Origin of the sequence: Aequorivita sp. CIP111184 (genome assembly GCF_900489465.1) — a bacterium.
In the GTDB taxonomy this organism is placed as follows: domain Bacteria; phylum Bacteroidota; class Bacteroidia; order Flavobacteriales; family Flavobacteriaceae; genus Aequorivita.
Genome location: NZ_UEFQ01000013.1, coordinates 542,745 through 556,676, shown reverse-complemented (window position 1 = coordinate 556,676; position 13,932 = coordinate 542,745). Strand labels below are relative to the sequence as shown.

Annotated in this window: 17 protein-coding genes; 5 read left to right on the top strand and 12 right to left on the bottom strand. The window is 37.0% G+C overall.

Annotation, left to right across the window (positions count from 1 at the left end):
* Nucleotides 1-3 precede the first annotated feature (3 nt).
* The gene (locus tag AEQU1_RS02705; protein ID WP_111878580.1) at nt 4-1,026 is read right to left on the bottom strand and encodes a ligase-associated DNA damage response exonuclease; all 1,023 of its coding nucleotides are present in this window, start codon (nt 1,024-1,026) and stop codon (nt 4-6) included.
* 149 nt (nt 1,027-1,175) lie between these two features.
* Here AEQU1_RS02705 and AEQU1_RS02700 point away from each other — a divergent pair, with 149 nt between their 5' ends.
* Nucleotides 1,176-1,604 carry a TerB family tellurite resistance protein gene (locus AEQU1_RS02700; protein ID WP_111878579.1) on the top strand — a complete coding sequence of 143 codons (429 nt, stop codon included), beginning with the start codon at nt 1,176-1,178 and terminating at the stop codon, nt 1,602-1,604.
* Between the two features lie 47 nt (nt 1,605-1,651).
* On the opposite strand, the gene fbp is transcribed toward AEQU1_RS02700, so the two are convergent.
* The gene (fbp, locus tag AEQU1_RS02695) at nt 1,652-2,659 is read right to left on the bottom strand and encodes a class 1 fructose-bisphosphatase (RefSeq protein ID WP_111879032.1); all 1,008 of its coding nucleotides are present in this window, start codon (nt 2,657-2,659) and stop codon (nt 1,652-1,654) included.
* Between the two features lie 125 nt (nt 2,660-2,784).
* Here fbp and AEQU1_RS02690 point away from each other — a divergent pair, with 125 nt between their 5' ends.
* From AEQU1_RS02690 to AEQU1_RS02675, 4 genes are all read left to right on the top strand, one after another.
* Complete coding sequence (locus AEQU1_RS02690; protein WP_111878577.1) at nt 2,785-3,255, top strand: GNAT family N-acetyltransferase; 471 nt, start codon at nt 2,785-2,787, stop codon at nt 3,253-3,255.
* Between the two features lie 14 nt (nt 3,256-3,269).
* Complete coding sequence (locus tag AEQU1_RS02685) at nt 3,270-4,529, top strand: aspartate kinase (RefSeq protein ID WP_111878576.1); 1,260 nt, start codon at nt 3,270-3,272, stop codon at nt 4,527-4,529.
* Between the two features lie 50 nt (nt 4,530-4,579).
* A complete protein-coding gene (locus tag AEQU1_RS02680; RefSeq protein ID WP_111878574.1) occupies nt 4,580-6,394 on the top strand; it encodes a lysophospholipid acyltransferase family protein in 1,815 nt (604 codons plus the stop codon).
* A 73-nt stretch (nt 6,395-6,467) separates the two neighbouring features.
* On the top strand, nt 6,468-7,220 hold the full coding sequence (locus tag AEQU1_RS02675; RefSeq protein ID WP_111878573.1) for a DUF5995 family protein: 753 nt from the start codon (nt 6,468-6,470) through the stop codon (nt 7,218-7,220).
* Here the strand turns inward: AEQU1_RS02675 and AEQU1_RS02670 are convergent.
* The 10 genes from AEQU1_RS02670 to atpA form a co-directional block, all read right to left on the bottom strand.
* Nucleotides 7,217-7,600: a DoxX family protein gene (locus tag AEQU1_RS02670; protein WP_111878571.1), complete on the bottom strand. Its 384-nt coding sequence runs from the start codon at nt 7,598-7,600 to the stop codon at nt 7,217-7,219. The two genes, AEQU1_RS02675 and AEQU1_RS02670, sit on opposite strands and share 4 nt — an antisense overlap.
* A gap of 5 nt (nt 7,601-7,605) precedes the next feature.
* Nucleotides 7,606-8,022, bottom strand: a complete 417-nt coding sequence (locus AEQU1_RS02665; protein ID WP_111878570.1) for a VOC family protein — start codon at nt 8,020-8,022, stop codon at nt 7,606-7,608.
* Nucleotides 8,023-8,080: 58 nt separating this feature from the next.
* A complete protein-coding gene (locus AEQU1_RS02660; protein ID WP_111878569.1) occupies nt 8,081-8,437 on the bottom strand; it encodes a TM2 domain-containing protein in 357 nt (118 codons plus the stop codon).
* Nucleotides 8,438-8,481: 44 nt separating this feature from the next.
* Nucleotides 8,482-8,868 carry a VOC family protein gene (locus AEQU1_RS02655; protein ID WP_111879031.1) on the bottom strand — a complete coding sequence of 129 codons (387 nt, stop codon included), beginning with the start codon at nt 8,866-8,868 and terminating at the stop codon, nt 8,482-8,484.
* A 4-nt stretch (nt 8,869-8,872) separates the two neighbouring features.
* Nucleotides 8,873-9,814: a 2-hydroxyacid dehydrogenase gene (locus AEQU1_RS02650; RefSeq protein WP_111878568.1), complete on the bottom strand. Its 942-nt coding sequence runs from the start codon at nt 9,812-9,814 to the stop codon at nt 8,873-8,875.
* A 3-nt stretch (nt 9,815-9,817) separates the two neighbouring features.
* The gene (locus AEQU1_RS02645; RefSeq protein WP_111878566.1) at nt 9,818-10,183 is read right to left on the bottom strand and encodes a cupin domain-containing protein; all 366 of its coding nucleotides are present in this window, start codon (nt 10,181-10,183) and stop codon (nt 9,818-9,820) included.
* A 2-nt stretch (nt 10,184-10,185) separates the two neighbouring features.
* Nucleotides 10,186-10,704, bottom strand: coding sequence for a hypothetical protein (locus AEQU1_RS02640; RefSeq protein WP_146743707.1), 519 nt, complete (start codon nt 10,702-10,704; stop codon nt 10,186-10,188).
* 9 nt (nt 10,705-10,713) lie between these two features.
* Entirely contained in the window at nt 10,714-11,247 is a 534-nt protein-coding gene (locus AEQU1_RS02635; RefSeq protein ID WP_111878563.1) for an outer membrane beta-barrel protein, read from the bottom strand.
* A 92-nt stretch (nt 11,248-11,339) separates the two neighbouring features.
* Complete coding sequence (gene atpG, locus AEQU1_RS02630; protein ID WP_111878561.1) at nt 11,340-12,215, bottom strand: ATP synthase F1 subunit gamma; 876 nt, start codon at nt 12,213-12,215, stop codon at nt 11,340-11,342.
* A 72-nt stretch (nt 12,216-12,287) separates the two neighbouring features.
* The gene (atpA, locus tag AEQU1_RS02625) at nt 12,288-13,868 is read right to left on the bottom strand and encodes a F0F1 ATP synthase subunit alpha (RefSeq protein WP_111878560.1); all 1,581 of its coding nucleotides are present in this window, start codon (nt 13,866-13,868) and stop codon (nt 12,288-12,290) included.
* Nucleotides 13,869-13,932 lie beyond the last annotated feature (64 nt).

Here is a 13,932-nt window from a genome sequence, read left to right as displayed (position 1 = left end):
AGTTTAATCTTCGTTATCTATTTTCTTTTCGGTTTCAGAACTTTCTTCTTCGTATTGCGTTTTTTCAGTTCGAGCGTCGTAACCCAATTCTTCCCTTAAATAGCGTGAAAAAATATCAGTATATCCGTGCGTGGCGATAATTTTTTCGCAACCCGTCGCTTCAATTGCAGAAAGCAAACCTTCCCAATCGGCGTGATCGCTTAACACAAATCCGCGATCAACTGCTCTTCTTCTTCGTGCGCCGCGAAAAGTCATCCATCCGCTTGCAGAAGCAGTAACATATGGCACGAATCTTCTAATCCAAGTGCTACCGTGGGCGCTGGGCGGTGCTACGATTATGTTTCCTCTTATTTCTTCTTTTGAGGTATCGCGTGTTATTAAAGTAGTTTCGGGCAAGTCGTAAAAAGGGCGAACCACTTCAGTCATATTTTCAACGGCGCCGTGTGTGTAAATTTTTCCGATGGAAGTATCCAAATGTTTCAATATTCGCTGCGCTTTTCCTAAGCTGTAGCCAAATAGAATCGAAGTTCTGCCTTCACTTTTATTGGTTGCCCACCATTCGTTTACATCTTTAAAAACTTCGGCTTGTGGTTCCCATTTAAAGGCAGGCAAACCGAAAGTACATTCCGTAATAAACGTGTGGCATTTTACCGGTTCGTAAACTTCGGCCAAACCATCATCTTCAGTTTTAAAATCGCCCGTAAAAACCCAAACTTCACCTTTGTATTCAACACGAACTTGTGACGAAGCAATAATATGTCCGGCGGGATGCAGTGAAAATTTAACACCGTTTATTGTGAAAGTTTCATTCCACGCCTTTCCAGTGACTGAAATATCTCCCAAGCGATGCTTAATTATGGGAACATTGTTGGTGTGTGTAATATATTGTTTATGCCCCCAACGACTGTGATCGGCGTGGCCGTGGGTGATTATGCATTTATCCACAGGCCGCCAAGCATCGATATAAACGTTGGCTTTTTCGCAGTAAATACCTTTATCGTTAAAAACAAGAAGTGGTTGAGTCATAAATTTCTTTTCACTAGCACAATAAAATTACACTTTTGATAAATAATTTATTAGCAATTAAGAAAAGTTTAGGTTGTGATATTTTTCAGCAGGAATAAGAATGGTAAAATGGATTACAAATTTTATATTTGCAGCATAAAAACCAAATTATGTCATTTACAGATTTATTCGAAAGTGGGGAGCATTCCCGAAATGTAGGTCACTTTGCTTCTATTGCAAATATTGCTTCTATTAACGGTGAACTGAATCCAGAGGAAGAGAAAATGCTAAAGCGTTTTGCCAGAAAACTTGATATTGAAGAGGCCGAATATACCGAGATTTTAAAAAACCCGGGGAAATATCCAATTAACCCACCCAATGATTCTGAAAAAAGATTGGAACGAATTCACGATCTTTTCGAAATGATTTTCGCCGATCACGAAATTGACAACCACGAACGCTTTTTAATTGAAAAATATGCTATCGGTCTTGGTTACACTACCGAGATTGCACGAGATTTAATAAAAAGATCAGTTGCGATATACAGCGGAGGCTTAAGCCTTGAAGATTACCGTTATTTGCTAAATAGAAAAGATTAATTCTTCCTTGAAGAAATAAGCAACCCGTAGTGAAAGCTTCGGGTTTTTTATTTGGCGTTTCTCATAAACTCCTCAGCCTTTTCTACCATTTTAGTACTTCCGCAGAAAAAAGGAACCCTTTGGTGCAAACTTGTGGGCTTTATATTTAAAATACTTTCAAACCCATTGCTAGCCATACCTCCTGCCTGTTCGGCAATCATCGCCATTGGGTTGCATTCGTACAATAGCCTTAGTTTTCCATCGGGGTTTTTTGAAGTATTTGGGTAAATATAAATGCCGCCCTTTATCATATTCCTATGAAAATCTGAAACCAAAGACCCTATGTATCTTGAGGTATAGGGACGATCTTCTTCTTCCTTTTGGCAGTATTTTATATAATCTTTTACCCCTTGTGGAAAATGGACATAATTGCCTTCGTTTACCGAATAAATACTTCCAGTTTCAGGGAATTTCATATTGGGGTGCGAAAGATAGTACGTTCCAATAGCAGGATTTAAAGTAAAACCGTTAACGCCGTAACCCGTAGTATAAACAATCATTGTGGAAGTGCCGTAAACTATATATCCCGCTGCCACTTGATTAATGCCAGGTTGTAAAAAATCCTCAATGGTAACTGGGGTTCCTGAAGGAGTGATTCTTCTAAAAATGGAAAAAATAGTACCTACGGAAACATTTACATCTATGTTTGAAGAACCGTCCAAAGGATCGATAAGTACAACATATTTATTGTCGTTTTTCTCGTTTCTTCCTTTAATAGTAATGAAATCATCTTCCTCTTCGCTAGCAATTCCGCAGACAATTTCACGATTTGTAAGGGTGTTTATAAAAACTTCATTCGCAAAAACATCGAGTTTTTGTTGGTCTTCGCCTTGTATGTTCATATCTCCGGCCGCTCCCAAAATATCCACCAATCCGGCTTTGTTAACTTTGTGGTTTACCACTTTTGCTGCCAAACGGATGGAATTGATAAGCCGCGACAATTCTCCGGAAGAGTATTTGAATTCACTTTGGTTTTCAATTATAAACTCGCCGAGGGATTGATTTATTTTTGCCATTGGATTGTAGTGGTTCCTGAATTTCACGCAAATATCGGGATTTTTAAGAAATTGAACCGATATTTGTTGGGGTAAAACAAAATAGAAATAGAAATCTAAACCCAAAATCAACAAAAAAAACGATTATGACAGTTAGAGAAGCTATAAAGGACGACATGCCGCAAGTTTTGGAACTTATAAAAGAGCTTGCAATTTTTGAGAAAGAACCCGAAGCGGTTGAAGTAACTGTGCAAGATCTGGAACGCGAAGGTTTTGGCGAAAATCCTCTGTTTATATGTTTTGTTGCAGAAATGGATGAAGAAATTGTAGGAACAGCTTTGGTTTATTATCGCTTTTCAACTTGGAAAGGACGCACCCTTCATTTAGAAGATTTAATCGTAAAAGAAGCCAAAAGAGGTAGCGGAATTGGCGAAGCACTTTATAAGCAAGTTATGAAATTTGCTCACGATCAAGGCCTTAAACGCGTCGCTTGGGATGTATTGGACTGGAATACCGGTGCTATCCGTTTCTATGAACGCAGCGGAGCTAATGTTTTAAAAACTTGGCGGGTTGTTCATATGGATGAAAAAGGACTGAATAATTATATGAATTCATAAAATAAATAATCTGAATGAAAATCTTCAAATTCGGAGGGGCCTCAATAAAAGATGCGGCCGGAGTAAAAAATGTTTCTGAGGTACTGAAAATCACCAATGAGAAAAACTTGGTAATCGTGGTTTCCGCAATGGGAAAAACAACCAATTTACTCGAAAAGGTTATTTCTGAATATCTAAATGATGACACCGCTAAATGTAAAGAATACGTTTCCGAATTTAAAGAATATCATCTTGAAATTTTAAAAGGTCTCTTTGAAAATACAAATCATTCCGTTTATCAAAACATTTCAGAATTGTTTACAAAAATGGCTTCTTTTTTAGACGGTAACAAATCTAAGAACCATGCATTCGTGTATGATCAAGTTGTGAGTTTTGGCGAAATGGTTTCCAGCGCAATAGTTTCCAAATATCTCTCTGAAATTGGGTTAAAGAATGAATTCTTAGACGTTCGAAAATGTATTAAAACCGACGCAAGCTATCGTGATGCAAATGTAGATTGGGAGGCGACTCAGAAGGAAATCCAGAAAAAAGTGAATTTAACGGGAATCACCATTACACAAGGCTTTTTAGGATCAGAAACCACCAATAATTTCACCACTACCCTTGGTCGTGAGGGAAGTGATTACACCGCAGCAATTTTTGCGTATTGTTTAAATGCCGAAAGTGTTACTATTTGGAAAGACGTTCCCGGTGTTCTGAATGCAGATCCACGTTATTTTACGCAGACTATGCTGCTGAACCACATAAGCTACCGTGAGGCAATTGAACTTGCTTTTTATGGTGCTTCGGTAATTCACCCAAAAACATTGCAGCCATTGCAGCGTAAGGAAATTCCGCTTTACGTGAAATCATTTTTAGATCCCACAGCGCCTGGAACCTGTGTTGGGAAAGGAGTTACGCTGGATCCACATACTTCTTGTTTTATTTTGAAAAAGGATTTGGTACTAATCTCCCTTTCTTCTTTAGACTTCTCTTTTATGATGGAAGATAATATTGGCGACGTTTTTAAATGGCTACACAAACACAAAATGAAAGTTGAAATGATTCAAAATTCCGCCATTAGCTTTTCGGTTTGTGTTAATGACAAATTCAACAATTTAGAGGCATTGCTTGCAAAGCTTCGAGAAAAATTCAGTGTAAAATGGAATGAAAACGTAACACTTTACACCATTCGCCATTTTAACCCCACTGAAGTAAAGGCACTTGCGGAAAATAAAAACATTCTTTTAAAACAGGAAAGCAAGGAAACGGTACAGTTGGTAATTAAGGAATAGTATCGTTTGCTTTCGTTATATTTGTGGGATATAAACAACCAAAATATTTCATGGGATTAGTAAATGCAAAGGAAGTTGCAAAAACAATAAACGTCGATAGATTCGGCTTTTTTGGCACCTTTTTGGGCTGGTCTTTAATGAAAATTTTGAACATTACAACCCTCAACAAAATTTATGATAAAAACAAACATTTACATGATTTGGAATTCATAAATGCACTAGTTGAAGAGTTTGAAATAAAATTTGAAATACCAGAAGAAGATTTACGCCGCATACCGAAAACAGGCGCTTTTATAACAATTTCAAACCATCCGCTTGGAGGAATTGACGGTATTTTATTACTTAAATTATTATTGGAGCATCGTCCAGATTTCAAAATTGTTGCAAATTTCCTCTTGCATCGCATTGAACCGCTGAAACCTTACGTGATGCCTGTAAATCCTTTTGAGGACAGAAAAGATGTAAAATCAAGCATTACAGGTTTTAAATCTGCACTGAAGCATTTACAGGATGGTCATCCCCTGGGGATTTTTCCAGCAGGTGAGGTTTCCACTTATAGAGATGGCAAATTATTGGTTGATAAACCTTGGGAAGAAGCCGCGATGAAATTGGTGAAAAAGGCTGAAGTACCCGTTGTACCAATATATTTCCACGCAAAAAATAGCAAACTGTTCTATAGATTGGCAAAAATGAGCGACACTTTGCGAACCGCTAAATTGCCTTCGGAGCTTTTGACTCAAAAAGAACGGTTAATAAAAGTGCGGATAGGAAACGCTATTTCGGTTGAAGATCAAAAAGAACACCCGACATTGTCTGTATTTACTGAGTTTTTGCGGAAGAAAACCTATATGCTTTCGAATGCTTTTCAGAAGAAAAAATTGTTGGACAATATTCCTAAAACACTAAAATTCCCGAAACCTCCGAAAAAAATAGCGGGTCCAATTCCACTAAAGGCGATGGAAGCAGAAATAGAAAAGCTCCGCGAAAATGACAAGCGCTTGCTTGTAAGCAAAAATTATGAAGTGTTTTTGGCAGAAGCAAATTCAATTCCATACATTCTTCAAGAAATTGGTCGGCTAAGAGAAATTACATTCCGTGAGGTGGGTGAAGGCACCAACAATAGTACTGACCTTGACAAATTTGATAGTTATTATCACCATATGTTTCTTTGGGATAATGATGCACATAAAATGGCTGGAGCTTATAGGATGGGCTTAGGTTCTGAAATTTTTCCGCGTTTTGGGATTGATGGTTTTTATTTGCAGGATCTTTTTCGTTTTGAGCCCGAATTGTACGAGATGATGAGCAAATCCATCGAAATGGGTCGCGCTTTCGTTATTAAGGAATATCAACTTCGCCCAATGCCGCTATTCTTGCTATGGAAAGGAATCGTGCACACAACACTTCGTTATCCCGAACACAGATATTTAATTGGTGGCGTAAGCATAAGCAACAAGTTTTCCGAGTTCTCTAAAAGTTTGATGATTGAGTTTATGAAATCAAACTATTATGATCCGTATGTAGCGCAATACATTAATCCGAAAAAGGAATACAAAGTAAAATTAAAAGATGCCGATAAGGATTTCATTTTTGATGAAAGCGAGGCAGACCTTAATAAATTTGACAAAATAATTGACGAAGTGGAGCCAGGAAATCTTCGTTTGCCTGTGCTTATAAAAAAATACATCAAGCAAAATGCCAAAGTTGTGGCCTTTAATGTTGATCCACTTTTCAACAATGCGGTAGATGGTTTAATGTACATTCGCATTGCAGATTTACCGGAAAGTACCGTGAAACCTGTTATGGAAGAATTTCAAGCAGAACTGGAAAAAAAATATTCAGACTCCCAAAACGGAGATAAATAAATTCAACTTTCTTTCCTCACTTTAAAAAATAGTTTCAAAATAGCATAACTTCGTAAATGCTAACTATTTAAATATGCTACCTAAAACCATAGATGAAGTAATTTCAGCCCTCGATTCAATTATTGAAAAAGAATGTGTCAATAATTCCTGCATGGCCTATTTTCCTATTTTATACAGAAAAGTAACCATTCGCATAAAAGAAGGAATTCACAATAATGAATTTGAAAATAACCCACGAATGGAAAAACTGGACGTGCTTTTCGCCAATAGATATATTGATGCTTACGAATCTTTGGGCGCTAATAATTCTTTCACAAAAAGCTGGAAAAATGCATTTGAAGCTGCGAAAAATGGAAAACTATTGGTTATGCAACATCTGCTCCTAGGCATCAACGCGCATATAAATTTAGATTTGGGAATTGCCGTTGCACAGACCGTTGGTGACGATGGTGAGTTAATGGATTTTGAAAACGATTTCAATAAGATTAACGCTATTTTGGGTTCTATGATTGCGAATGTAGAATCAAAAATTATTTCCGTTTCACCTTTGTTTGGTTTGTTAGACAAATTTGGAAAAGGTCGTGAAGATAAGTTAGTTAGTTTCAGTATAAACATCGCGCGGGATGGAGCTTGGCTTTTCGCAAACCAATATCATATTTCGCCAAATAAAATAGATGAACTGAATAGCCGCGATACAATTATAGCAATACTTGCCGAGAAATTGATTACCCAAAAAAGTTGGGTACTGAAATATTTGGTGAAAACAATTTATTTTTTTGAAAATAAAAATGTATCTCAAATAGTGGCAGTTCTTAAGAAGGATTAAAAAAGAATCAAACTTCCGCCGTGTGTAGCGAAAATCACGAAAGCACCAAGAAATAAAAGAAGGTCGTAATGCCAGCCGTAGCCTTTATCCTCATAAAAACCCGTTTTCCACACGAAGATCTTTTTATACAGAGCTCCGGACATCGCGCCCATAATTAGTAATGCACCAATTTGTGTAAAAACTCCAAAGGCAATTGAAACGGCGCCAACTATTTCGGCAAGTCCTAAAATAGTGGTTGCGGTTGGCGACATCCCGATGCTTTCTCCTCTTTCTTTTGGTTTCTGAACATGGCTCTTTCCACTTGAGAAAAACACGATGGCAATAATTATTCTGAGCAACAAAAGGGCGAAACCGGTAAGAAAAGCTGTATCAAAAATCATATCTTTTATTTTGATTGGTAGGGATTATAGCTTCCAAAGCTCCAAATGTAACCTTCGGGATCTTTGCAGCTGTAGCTACGACCACCGTAGTCTTCATTCTTAATATCCATAACTATTTGGGCACCATTTGCTTTTGCATTGTTGTAATGATCGTCAACTTCATCAATAATAATATATGCTGTTTGGGTATTCAATCCATTGGCTTGTGCAGGCGTGCCCGTCATTTTTCCGAATTCACTTTCTGCACGTTGCGGACCAATCATAACCATCGCATTACCCAAAGAAAGTTCAGCGTGATGTACTAAATTATTTTCATCTCTATAAACGAAGTGTTCCTTAAACCCAAAAGCATTGGTTAAAAAATCAACCGCAGCGTTGACATCTTTATAGCTCATTGCGGGTATTACTCCATACTTGCTCATATTATTTTCATTTAAGTATATAAAAAAGCCTTTGAAAAATCCAAAGGCTTTTAAATTTTTAGAACCATCCTTTTTTCCCTATTTGATAAGTTTGGTAAAATTCTTCGTCGCTTTTTGTGAGATATAAAATTCCTTCAATTAGTGCTATAATTGCACCTATTCCACACATGAATGTTAAAACAATTTGCAAAAATCCTTCTTTATTATAGCCTAAAATAAATTTGTGAATTCCAAAGTATCCAACAACCAAAGCTAAAACCCCAGCCAGAATTTTTTTATTTTCTTGTGAGTGTGAAATTTTATTCCACTCTTCCTTAAACTCATTGGCGGTATGCTTTGCCTGTTGCTCAAAACTATCTGTGGCATCTTCCCTGCGCTTTTTGGTGCTATCGTATTCTGAATTTTGTTGTTCCATTGTTTTAATTATCTGATTTTTAAAGGGTAATAAATGTATAAAAATTATAAGATTGTTTCATCTGCAGGTTCCCAAAGTTCAATTTTGTTTCCTTCGGGATCGAGAATCCATCCAAATTTTCCATAATCATAAGTCTCCATTTCACCTACTATTGTAACCCCTTCTTCTTTTAATACTTTCAGCAGTTCTTCTAAATTTTCAACACGATAATTCATCATAAATTCTTTTTCACTGGGAGCAAAATATTTGGTATCAGCTTTAAACGGGCTCCATTGCGTTGTGCATTTTTCACCATTTTCATTCTGCCAATTGAAAGTGCTACCATAGTCATTCGTGTCAAATCCCAAGTGTGTTTTGTACCAATCTCGTGTTTTATCGGGATCTTTTGTTTTGAAGAAAATTCCGCCAATACCAGTTACTCTCTTTTTCATTTTATTAGTTTTTAAAATTTTGAATAATTTTTTGAGCAATTACTTTTGCGAGTTTTTCTTTGCTTTCCAAAGTCCATCCAGCAATATGCGGACTTAAAATTACATGGTCCATCGTGAATAGTTCTTTTAAAGAATTCGGCATATTATCAGAATCAAAAAGTGTTTCAAAAGAAAGTTTTTCAAATTCCAAAACATCAAGTCCGGCACCTAGAATTTTTCTAGATTTTAATGCTGAAACCAAATCAGCAGTAACCACGCTTTTCCCACGGGCGGTATTTATAAGCCAAAATGATTTTGAAAAGGAATTGATAAATTTTGAATCTACCATCTTGTCGGTCAATGGCGTCCAAGGCGTGTGAAGGCTCAAAACATCAACTTTTTGTTGCAGTTCTTTTAAAGAAACTTGTTTGGCATTTTCGTCACCTACATTCTCTTGAATATCGTAACAAAGCACTTCGCAATCAAAACCTTTCAGTTTTTTTGCGAAAGCTTTCCCCATATTTCCGTAACCGATGATTCCGACTGTTTTTCCTTCCAGTTCAACGCCACGGTTTGATTCACGGTTCCATAGACCATTTTTAACCTCTCTGTCGGCTTTATTTAGGTTGTTGAATAGCGAAAGAAGCATTCCCAGAGCATGTTCGCCTACAGCGTTTCTATTGCCTTCGGGAGCGGCTATTAATGTGATGCCAAGATTTTCTGCATATTCTGTATCGATGCTTTCCAAACCGGCGCCAACGCGAGCTATAAATTTCAAGTTTTTGGCAGCATCAAGAAATTGTTTGTCAATATTGAAGCGGCTTCGGATTACAATTCCATCGTAATTAGAAATTATTTCTTCCACTTCAGGTTTTGAGGCTTTGTAATTTTCTTCATTTGAAAAACCAGCTTCCTCCAGCATTTTCAGTAATAAAAAATGGTTGTTATCGAGGTGAAGGATTTTCATAGTTTAGATTTTAGGATATTCGGCAACGGTCTTTTCCGAAGTTACATTACCAGTGTGTTTTGTGGAAAGTTTTTCAAATAGAAGTACGTGCACTTCTTCTCCTTTTAAAGTTTTTGGACAGTGCTCAACTCCTTTGGGAACTACAATAATTTCACCTTCTTTTACAATTTCAATCTTATCACGAAAATGCATTTCCAAAGTTCCTTTTTGCACAAAAAATAGCTCGTCTTCTTCCTCGTGTTTGTGCCAAACAAATTCATCTTTCAATTTGGCCAAAAGCACTTGCATATTGTCTACAATCGCTATTTGATGTGGATGCCAATGTTGCTTAAAAGTTGAAAACTTATCTTGGAGATTAATTGTTTTCATAATTATTCGTGCGGATTGGCTTGTGGATATGGAATCATTTCCTTTTGGGAAAGATTTAAAATTTTATAATAACTCTTCTTCCCATTAAACCAATATTCCACCACTGCTTGGTTATTTTCCAATTCAAAAGAAAATTTTTTTATAGGCGTGTTCTGCGCTTCTTTCATTGGATCAGCGTCCATAATAACGTCGCGTGGAGCATCATTTTTAAGATAACCAACATAGTTAGAGGGTTCATTGATATTGCCTTTTGCCTCAAGCATTTGATTTCTGAAATAGATGTTTTGAATAATCACATCAGGATCTAATTCATTAAAAGTAATATGAATGTTAGTTCCGGAGCCACCGTCTTTTACCCCTGCAACCCAATTTTGATAGTATGCGTCAGCTATTTTAAATGGTGGATTTTGAGTCAATGTTTTTTTTATAGACACTTCCTGTGTTCCACCACAGTTGGAAAAGCTGAACAAAAATAACGGCACCACAAAAAGCGTGATTAATATTTTTAGGTTTTTCATCATTCCTTAAAATTACAATTTAAACGCGAGACCTAAAAATACCGCAATTCCATCTGCAGCATCGACATTTAAGGTAATATTTTGTGCATTAAAATAAGGTAAGAGAAGCTTTAAATATAACTTTTCTCCTATTCTATAGTGTGCTCCAGGACCAATATTATAAATGGTAAGCGCACTGTTTTCAATATAACCCTGTGTTTGATCTTCAAATCCGAAACCGTAGCCTACTTGTGCAAAAACATTCCATTTTTCTTTGTTTACGAAGTAATAGTGAATAGAAGGCATAAACCCATAGGAATGGATTGTAACACCGCTATTATCTTTTACTAAAGTATTATTTGAAGTAAAAAAACTTCCTGACAGCGAAACTTTATTTGAAACAAAAAACTCAAAACTAGCCAAACCGATTGCTCCAAAATCGTCTTCATTGTTGGTTGTGGTTGGATAGGGAGAAAGTGCTATAGAGAGAATCATTTCGCTTTTTTGATTTTGAGCGAATGTTATGGAACAAAAAAGAAAAGTGAAAAGAAAAAGTAGTGTTTTCATTGGTCAAATTTTTAATGAAGATAATTAAAATATTTCACCATAAAAAAAGCCTTTCGAAAACGAAAGGCTTTTAAAAGAGTATTTATAATTTATTATCCGGCCAATGCTTCTGCACCACCAACTATCTCAAGGATTTCATTGGTAATAGCGGCTTGACGCGCTTTGTTGTATTGAAGTTTTAATGCATCGCGAAGCTCCGTTGCGTTATCTGTTGCTTTGTGCATGGCAGTCATACGTGCACCGTGCTCGCTGGCAACGCTATCACGAAGTGCTTTAAACAATTGTGTTTTTAAGCTCTTTGGGATCAACGCTTCAACAATTTCTTCTTTTGAAGGTTCAAAAATATAGAAGGTTTCAGATGTTTTTGATTCTTGACCTTCAATTAGTTTTGGAGGTAGAATTGGCAAAAACTGCTCTGTCATCACTACTTGAGTCGCGGCGTTTTTGAAATTGTTATACACAATTACAATTTTATCATATTTTCCTTCGGAAAAGAGCAGCATTAATTTTTCAGCGATTTCTGAAGTATTTTCAAAAGAAAGATCATCAAAAATACCGTTGTTATTTTCGAATATAGTTCCAGTTTTCTTAAGAATATCATTACCCTTTTTTCCAAGAGTCATAAAATCAACTTGCTTACCAGCGTAAGTATTTAACGCCAAATTACGAGATTGTTTTATAATATTGCTATTGAAAGCTCCCGCCAAACCACGGTTACTGGTAATGGCAACAACCAAAATTTTGTTCGCCTCGCGCTGGTCAGAATACTTGCTTCCGGTATCGGCATCAAGTGTGGCGCTTAAGTTTTGCAAAAGTTCGGTAAGTTTTTCAGAATAGGGACGCATTGCGGTAATGGCGTCTTGCGCCTTTTTCAACTTGGCGGCAGATACCATTTTCATGGCACTGGTAATCTGCATCGTTGAACCAACGGATGATATTCTGTTTCTAATTTCCTTTAAATTCGCCATTCTTTTATAGAATTGAGTATTTAGTATTGAGTACTGAGACTAAAATTCTCAATACTCAATACTAAAATCTAACTACTTTTTATATTTCGCTGAAAGATCGTTGGCAACAGACGTCAATACATCAATTGCATCATCAGTAAGTTTACCTGCTTTCAAATCGTTAAGCGTATCTCTGTGCTTTACGTTTAGCATTTCAAGGTAATCTCTTTCAAATTCTTTAATCTTATCTACAGGAACGCTACGCATCAAGTTTTTAGAACCTGCATAAATAACCGCAATTTGATCTTCTACCGTGTAAGGATCGTTTTCATTTTGCTTTAAAATTTCTACGTTACGTCTACCTTTTTCAATTACGTTTAAAGTTGCTGCATCCAAGTCTGAACCGAATTTAGAAAACGCTTCCAATTCACGGAAAGCTGCTTGATCCAGTTTCAAGGTACCTGCTACTTTTTTCATCGATTTAATTTGAGCGTTACCACCCACACGCGATACCGAAATACCTACGTTAATAGCTGGACGAACCCCCGCGTTGAACAAATCTCCATCTAAGAAAATCTGACCATCGGTAATCGAAATTACATTTGTAGGGATATACGCCGAAACATCACCCGCTTGTGTTTCAATAATAGGCAGTGCGGTTAATGAACCACCACCTTTTACAATTCCTTTCAATGATTCTGGAAGGTCGTTCATTTCTTTTGCAATACCATCATCAGCAATTACCTTCGCAGCACGCTCCAACAATCTTGAGTGAAGGAAGAAAACGTCTCCAGGATAAGCCTCACGTCCTGGTGGGCGACGAAGCAAAAGGGAAACTTCACGGTAGGCAACCGCTTGTTTTGAAAGATCATCAAAAACGATTAACGCTGGACGACCAGTATCACGGAAGTACTCACCAATTGCAGCACCTGCAAATGGAGCATAAACCTGCATTGGAGCAGGATCTGAAGCGTTAGCAGCTACAATTGTAGTATATGCTAAAGCGCCCTTTTCTTCTAATACTTGTGCAATGTTTGCAACTGTTGAAGCTTTTTGCCCAATCGCAACATATATACAATATACAGGTTCACCTGCATCGTAAAATTCTTTTTGGTTCAAAATGGTATCGATACAAACGGTAGATTTACCTGTTTGACGGTCACCAATAACAAGCTCACGTTGGCCACGACCTACGGGAATCATTGCATCAATTGCCTTAATACCAGTTTGAAGTGGTTCAGTTACTGGCTGACGATAAATAACTCCTGGTGCTTTACGCTCCAAAGGCATTTCATAAGTTTCACCAGTTATTGGTCCTTTTCCGTCAATAGGCAGACCCAATGTGTTTACTACGCGGCCAACGATACCTTCACCTACTTGAAGCGAAGCAATACGCTGAGTACGTTTAACAGTTGAACCTTCCTTTACTCCTTTTGAAGGACCTAAAAGTACAATACCTACGTTGTCTTCCTCAAGGTTCAATACAATACCTTCAAGACCGCTATCGAAAGCTACCAATTCGCCATATTGAGCGTTTGAAAGTCCGTATGCACGAACAATACCATCACCTACGGTTAAAACAGTTCCTACTTCATCCAGGGAAGCAGTTGCTTCAAAGCCTGTAAGTTGTTGCTTTAATATTGCTGATACTTCAGCTGGTTTTACTTCTGCCATTTTGATTTTAGATTTTAGATGCTAGATTTCAGATTTCATCCTCAACTTCACATCGTACTATAAC

What these genes read in the sequence shown, in the direction of transcription:
- AEQU1_RS02705 (WP_111878580.1), bottom strand. Translation starts at nt 1,026, where the DNA reads ATGACTCAACCACTTCTTGTTTTTAACGATAAAGGTATTTACTGCGAA.
- AEQU1_RS02690 (WP_111878577.1), top strand. Translation starts at nt 2,785, where the DNA reads ATGACAGTTAGAGAAGCTATAAAGGACGACATGCCGCAAGTTTTGGAA.
- AEQU1_RS02675 (WP_111878573.1), top strand. Translation starts at nt 6,468, where the DNA reads ATGCTACCTAAAACCATAGATGAAGTAATTTCAGCCCTCGATTCAATT.
- AEQU1_RS02635 (WP_111878563.1), bottom strand. Translation starts at nt 11,247, where the DNA reads ATGAAAACACTACTTTTTCTTTTCACTTTTCTTTTTTGTTCCATAACA.
- AEQU1_RS02665 (WP_111878570.1), bottom strand. Translation starts at nt 8,022, where the DNA reads ATGAGCAAGTATGGAGTAATACCCGCAATGAGCTATAAAGATGTCAAC.
- AEQU1_RS02685 (WP_111878576.1), top strand. Translation starts at nt 3,270, where the DNA reads ATGAAAATCTTCAAATTCGGAGGGGCCTCAATAAAAGATGCGGCCGGA.
- AEQU1_RS02655 (WP_111879031.1), bottom strand. Translation starts at nt 8,868, where the DNA reads ATGAAAAAGAGAGTAACTGGTATTGGCGGAATTTTCTTCAAAACAAAA.
- AEQU1_RS02700 (WP_111878579.1), top strand. Translation starts at nt 1,176, where the DNA reads ATGTCATTTACAGATTTATTCGAAAGTGGGGAGCATTCCCGAAATGTA.
- atpG (WP_111878561.1), bottom strand. Translation starts at nt 12,215, where the DNA reads ATGGCGAATTTAAAGGAAATTAGAAACAGAATATCATCCGTTGGTTCA.
- fbp (WP_111879032.1), bottom strand. Translation starts at nt 2,659, where the DNA reads ATGGCAAAAATAAATCAATCCCTCGGCGAGTTTATAATTGAAAACCAA.
- AEQU1_RS02660 (WP_111878569.1), bottom strand. Translation starts at nt 8,437, where the DNA reads ATGGAACAACAAAATTCAGAATACGATAGCACCAAAAAGCGCAGGGAA.
- AEQU1_RS02670 (WP_111878571.1), bottom strand. Translation starts at nt 7,600, where the DNA reads ATGATTTTTGATACAGCTTTTCTTACCGGTTTCGCCCTTTTGTTGCTC.
- AEQU1_RS02680 (WP_111878574.1), top strand. Translation starts at nt 4,580, where the DNA reads ATGGGATTAGTAAATGCAAAGGAAGTTGCAAAAACAATAAACGTCGAT.
- AEQU1_RS02645 (WP_111878566.1), bottom strand. Translation starts at nt 10,183, where the DNA reads ATGAAAACAATTAATCTCCAAGATAAGTTTTCAACTTTTAAGCAACAT.
- AEQU1_RS02640 (WP_146743707.1), bottom strand. Translation starts at nt 10,704, where the DNA reads ATGATGAAAAACCTAAAAATATTAATCACGCTTTTTGTGGTGCCGTTA.
- atpA (WP_111878560.1), bottom strand. Translation starts at nt 13,868, where the DNA reads ATGGCAGAAGTAAAACCAGCTGAAGTATCAGCAATATTAAAGCAACAA.
- AEQU1_RS02650 (WP_111878568.1), bottom strand. Translation starts at nt 9,814, where the DNA reads ATGAAAATCCTTCACCTCGATAACAACCATTTTTTATTACTGAAAATG.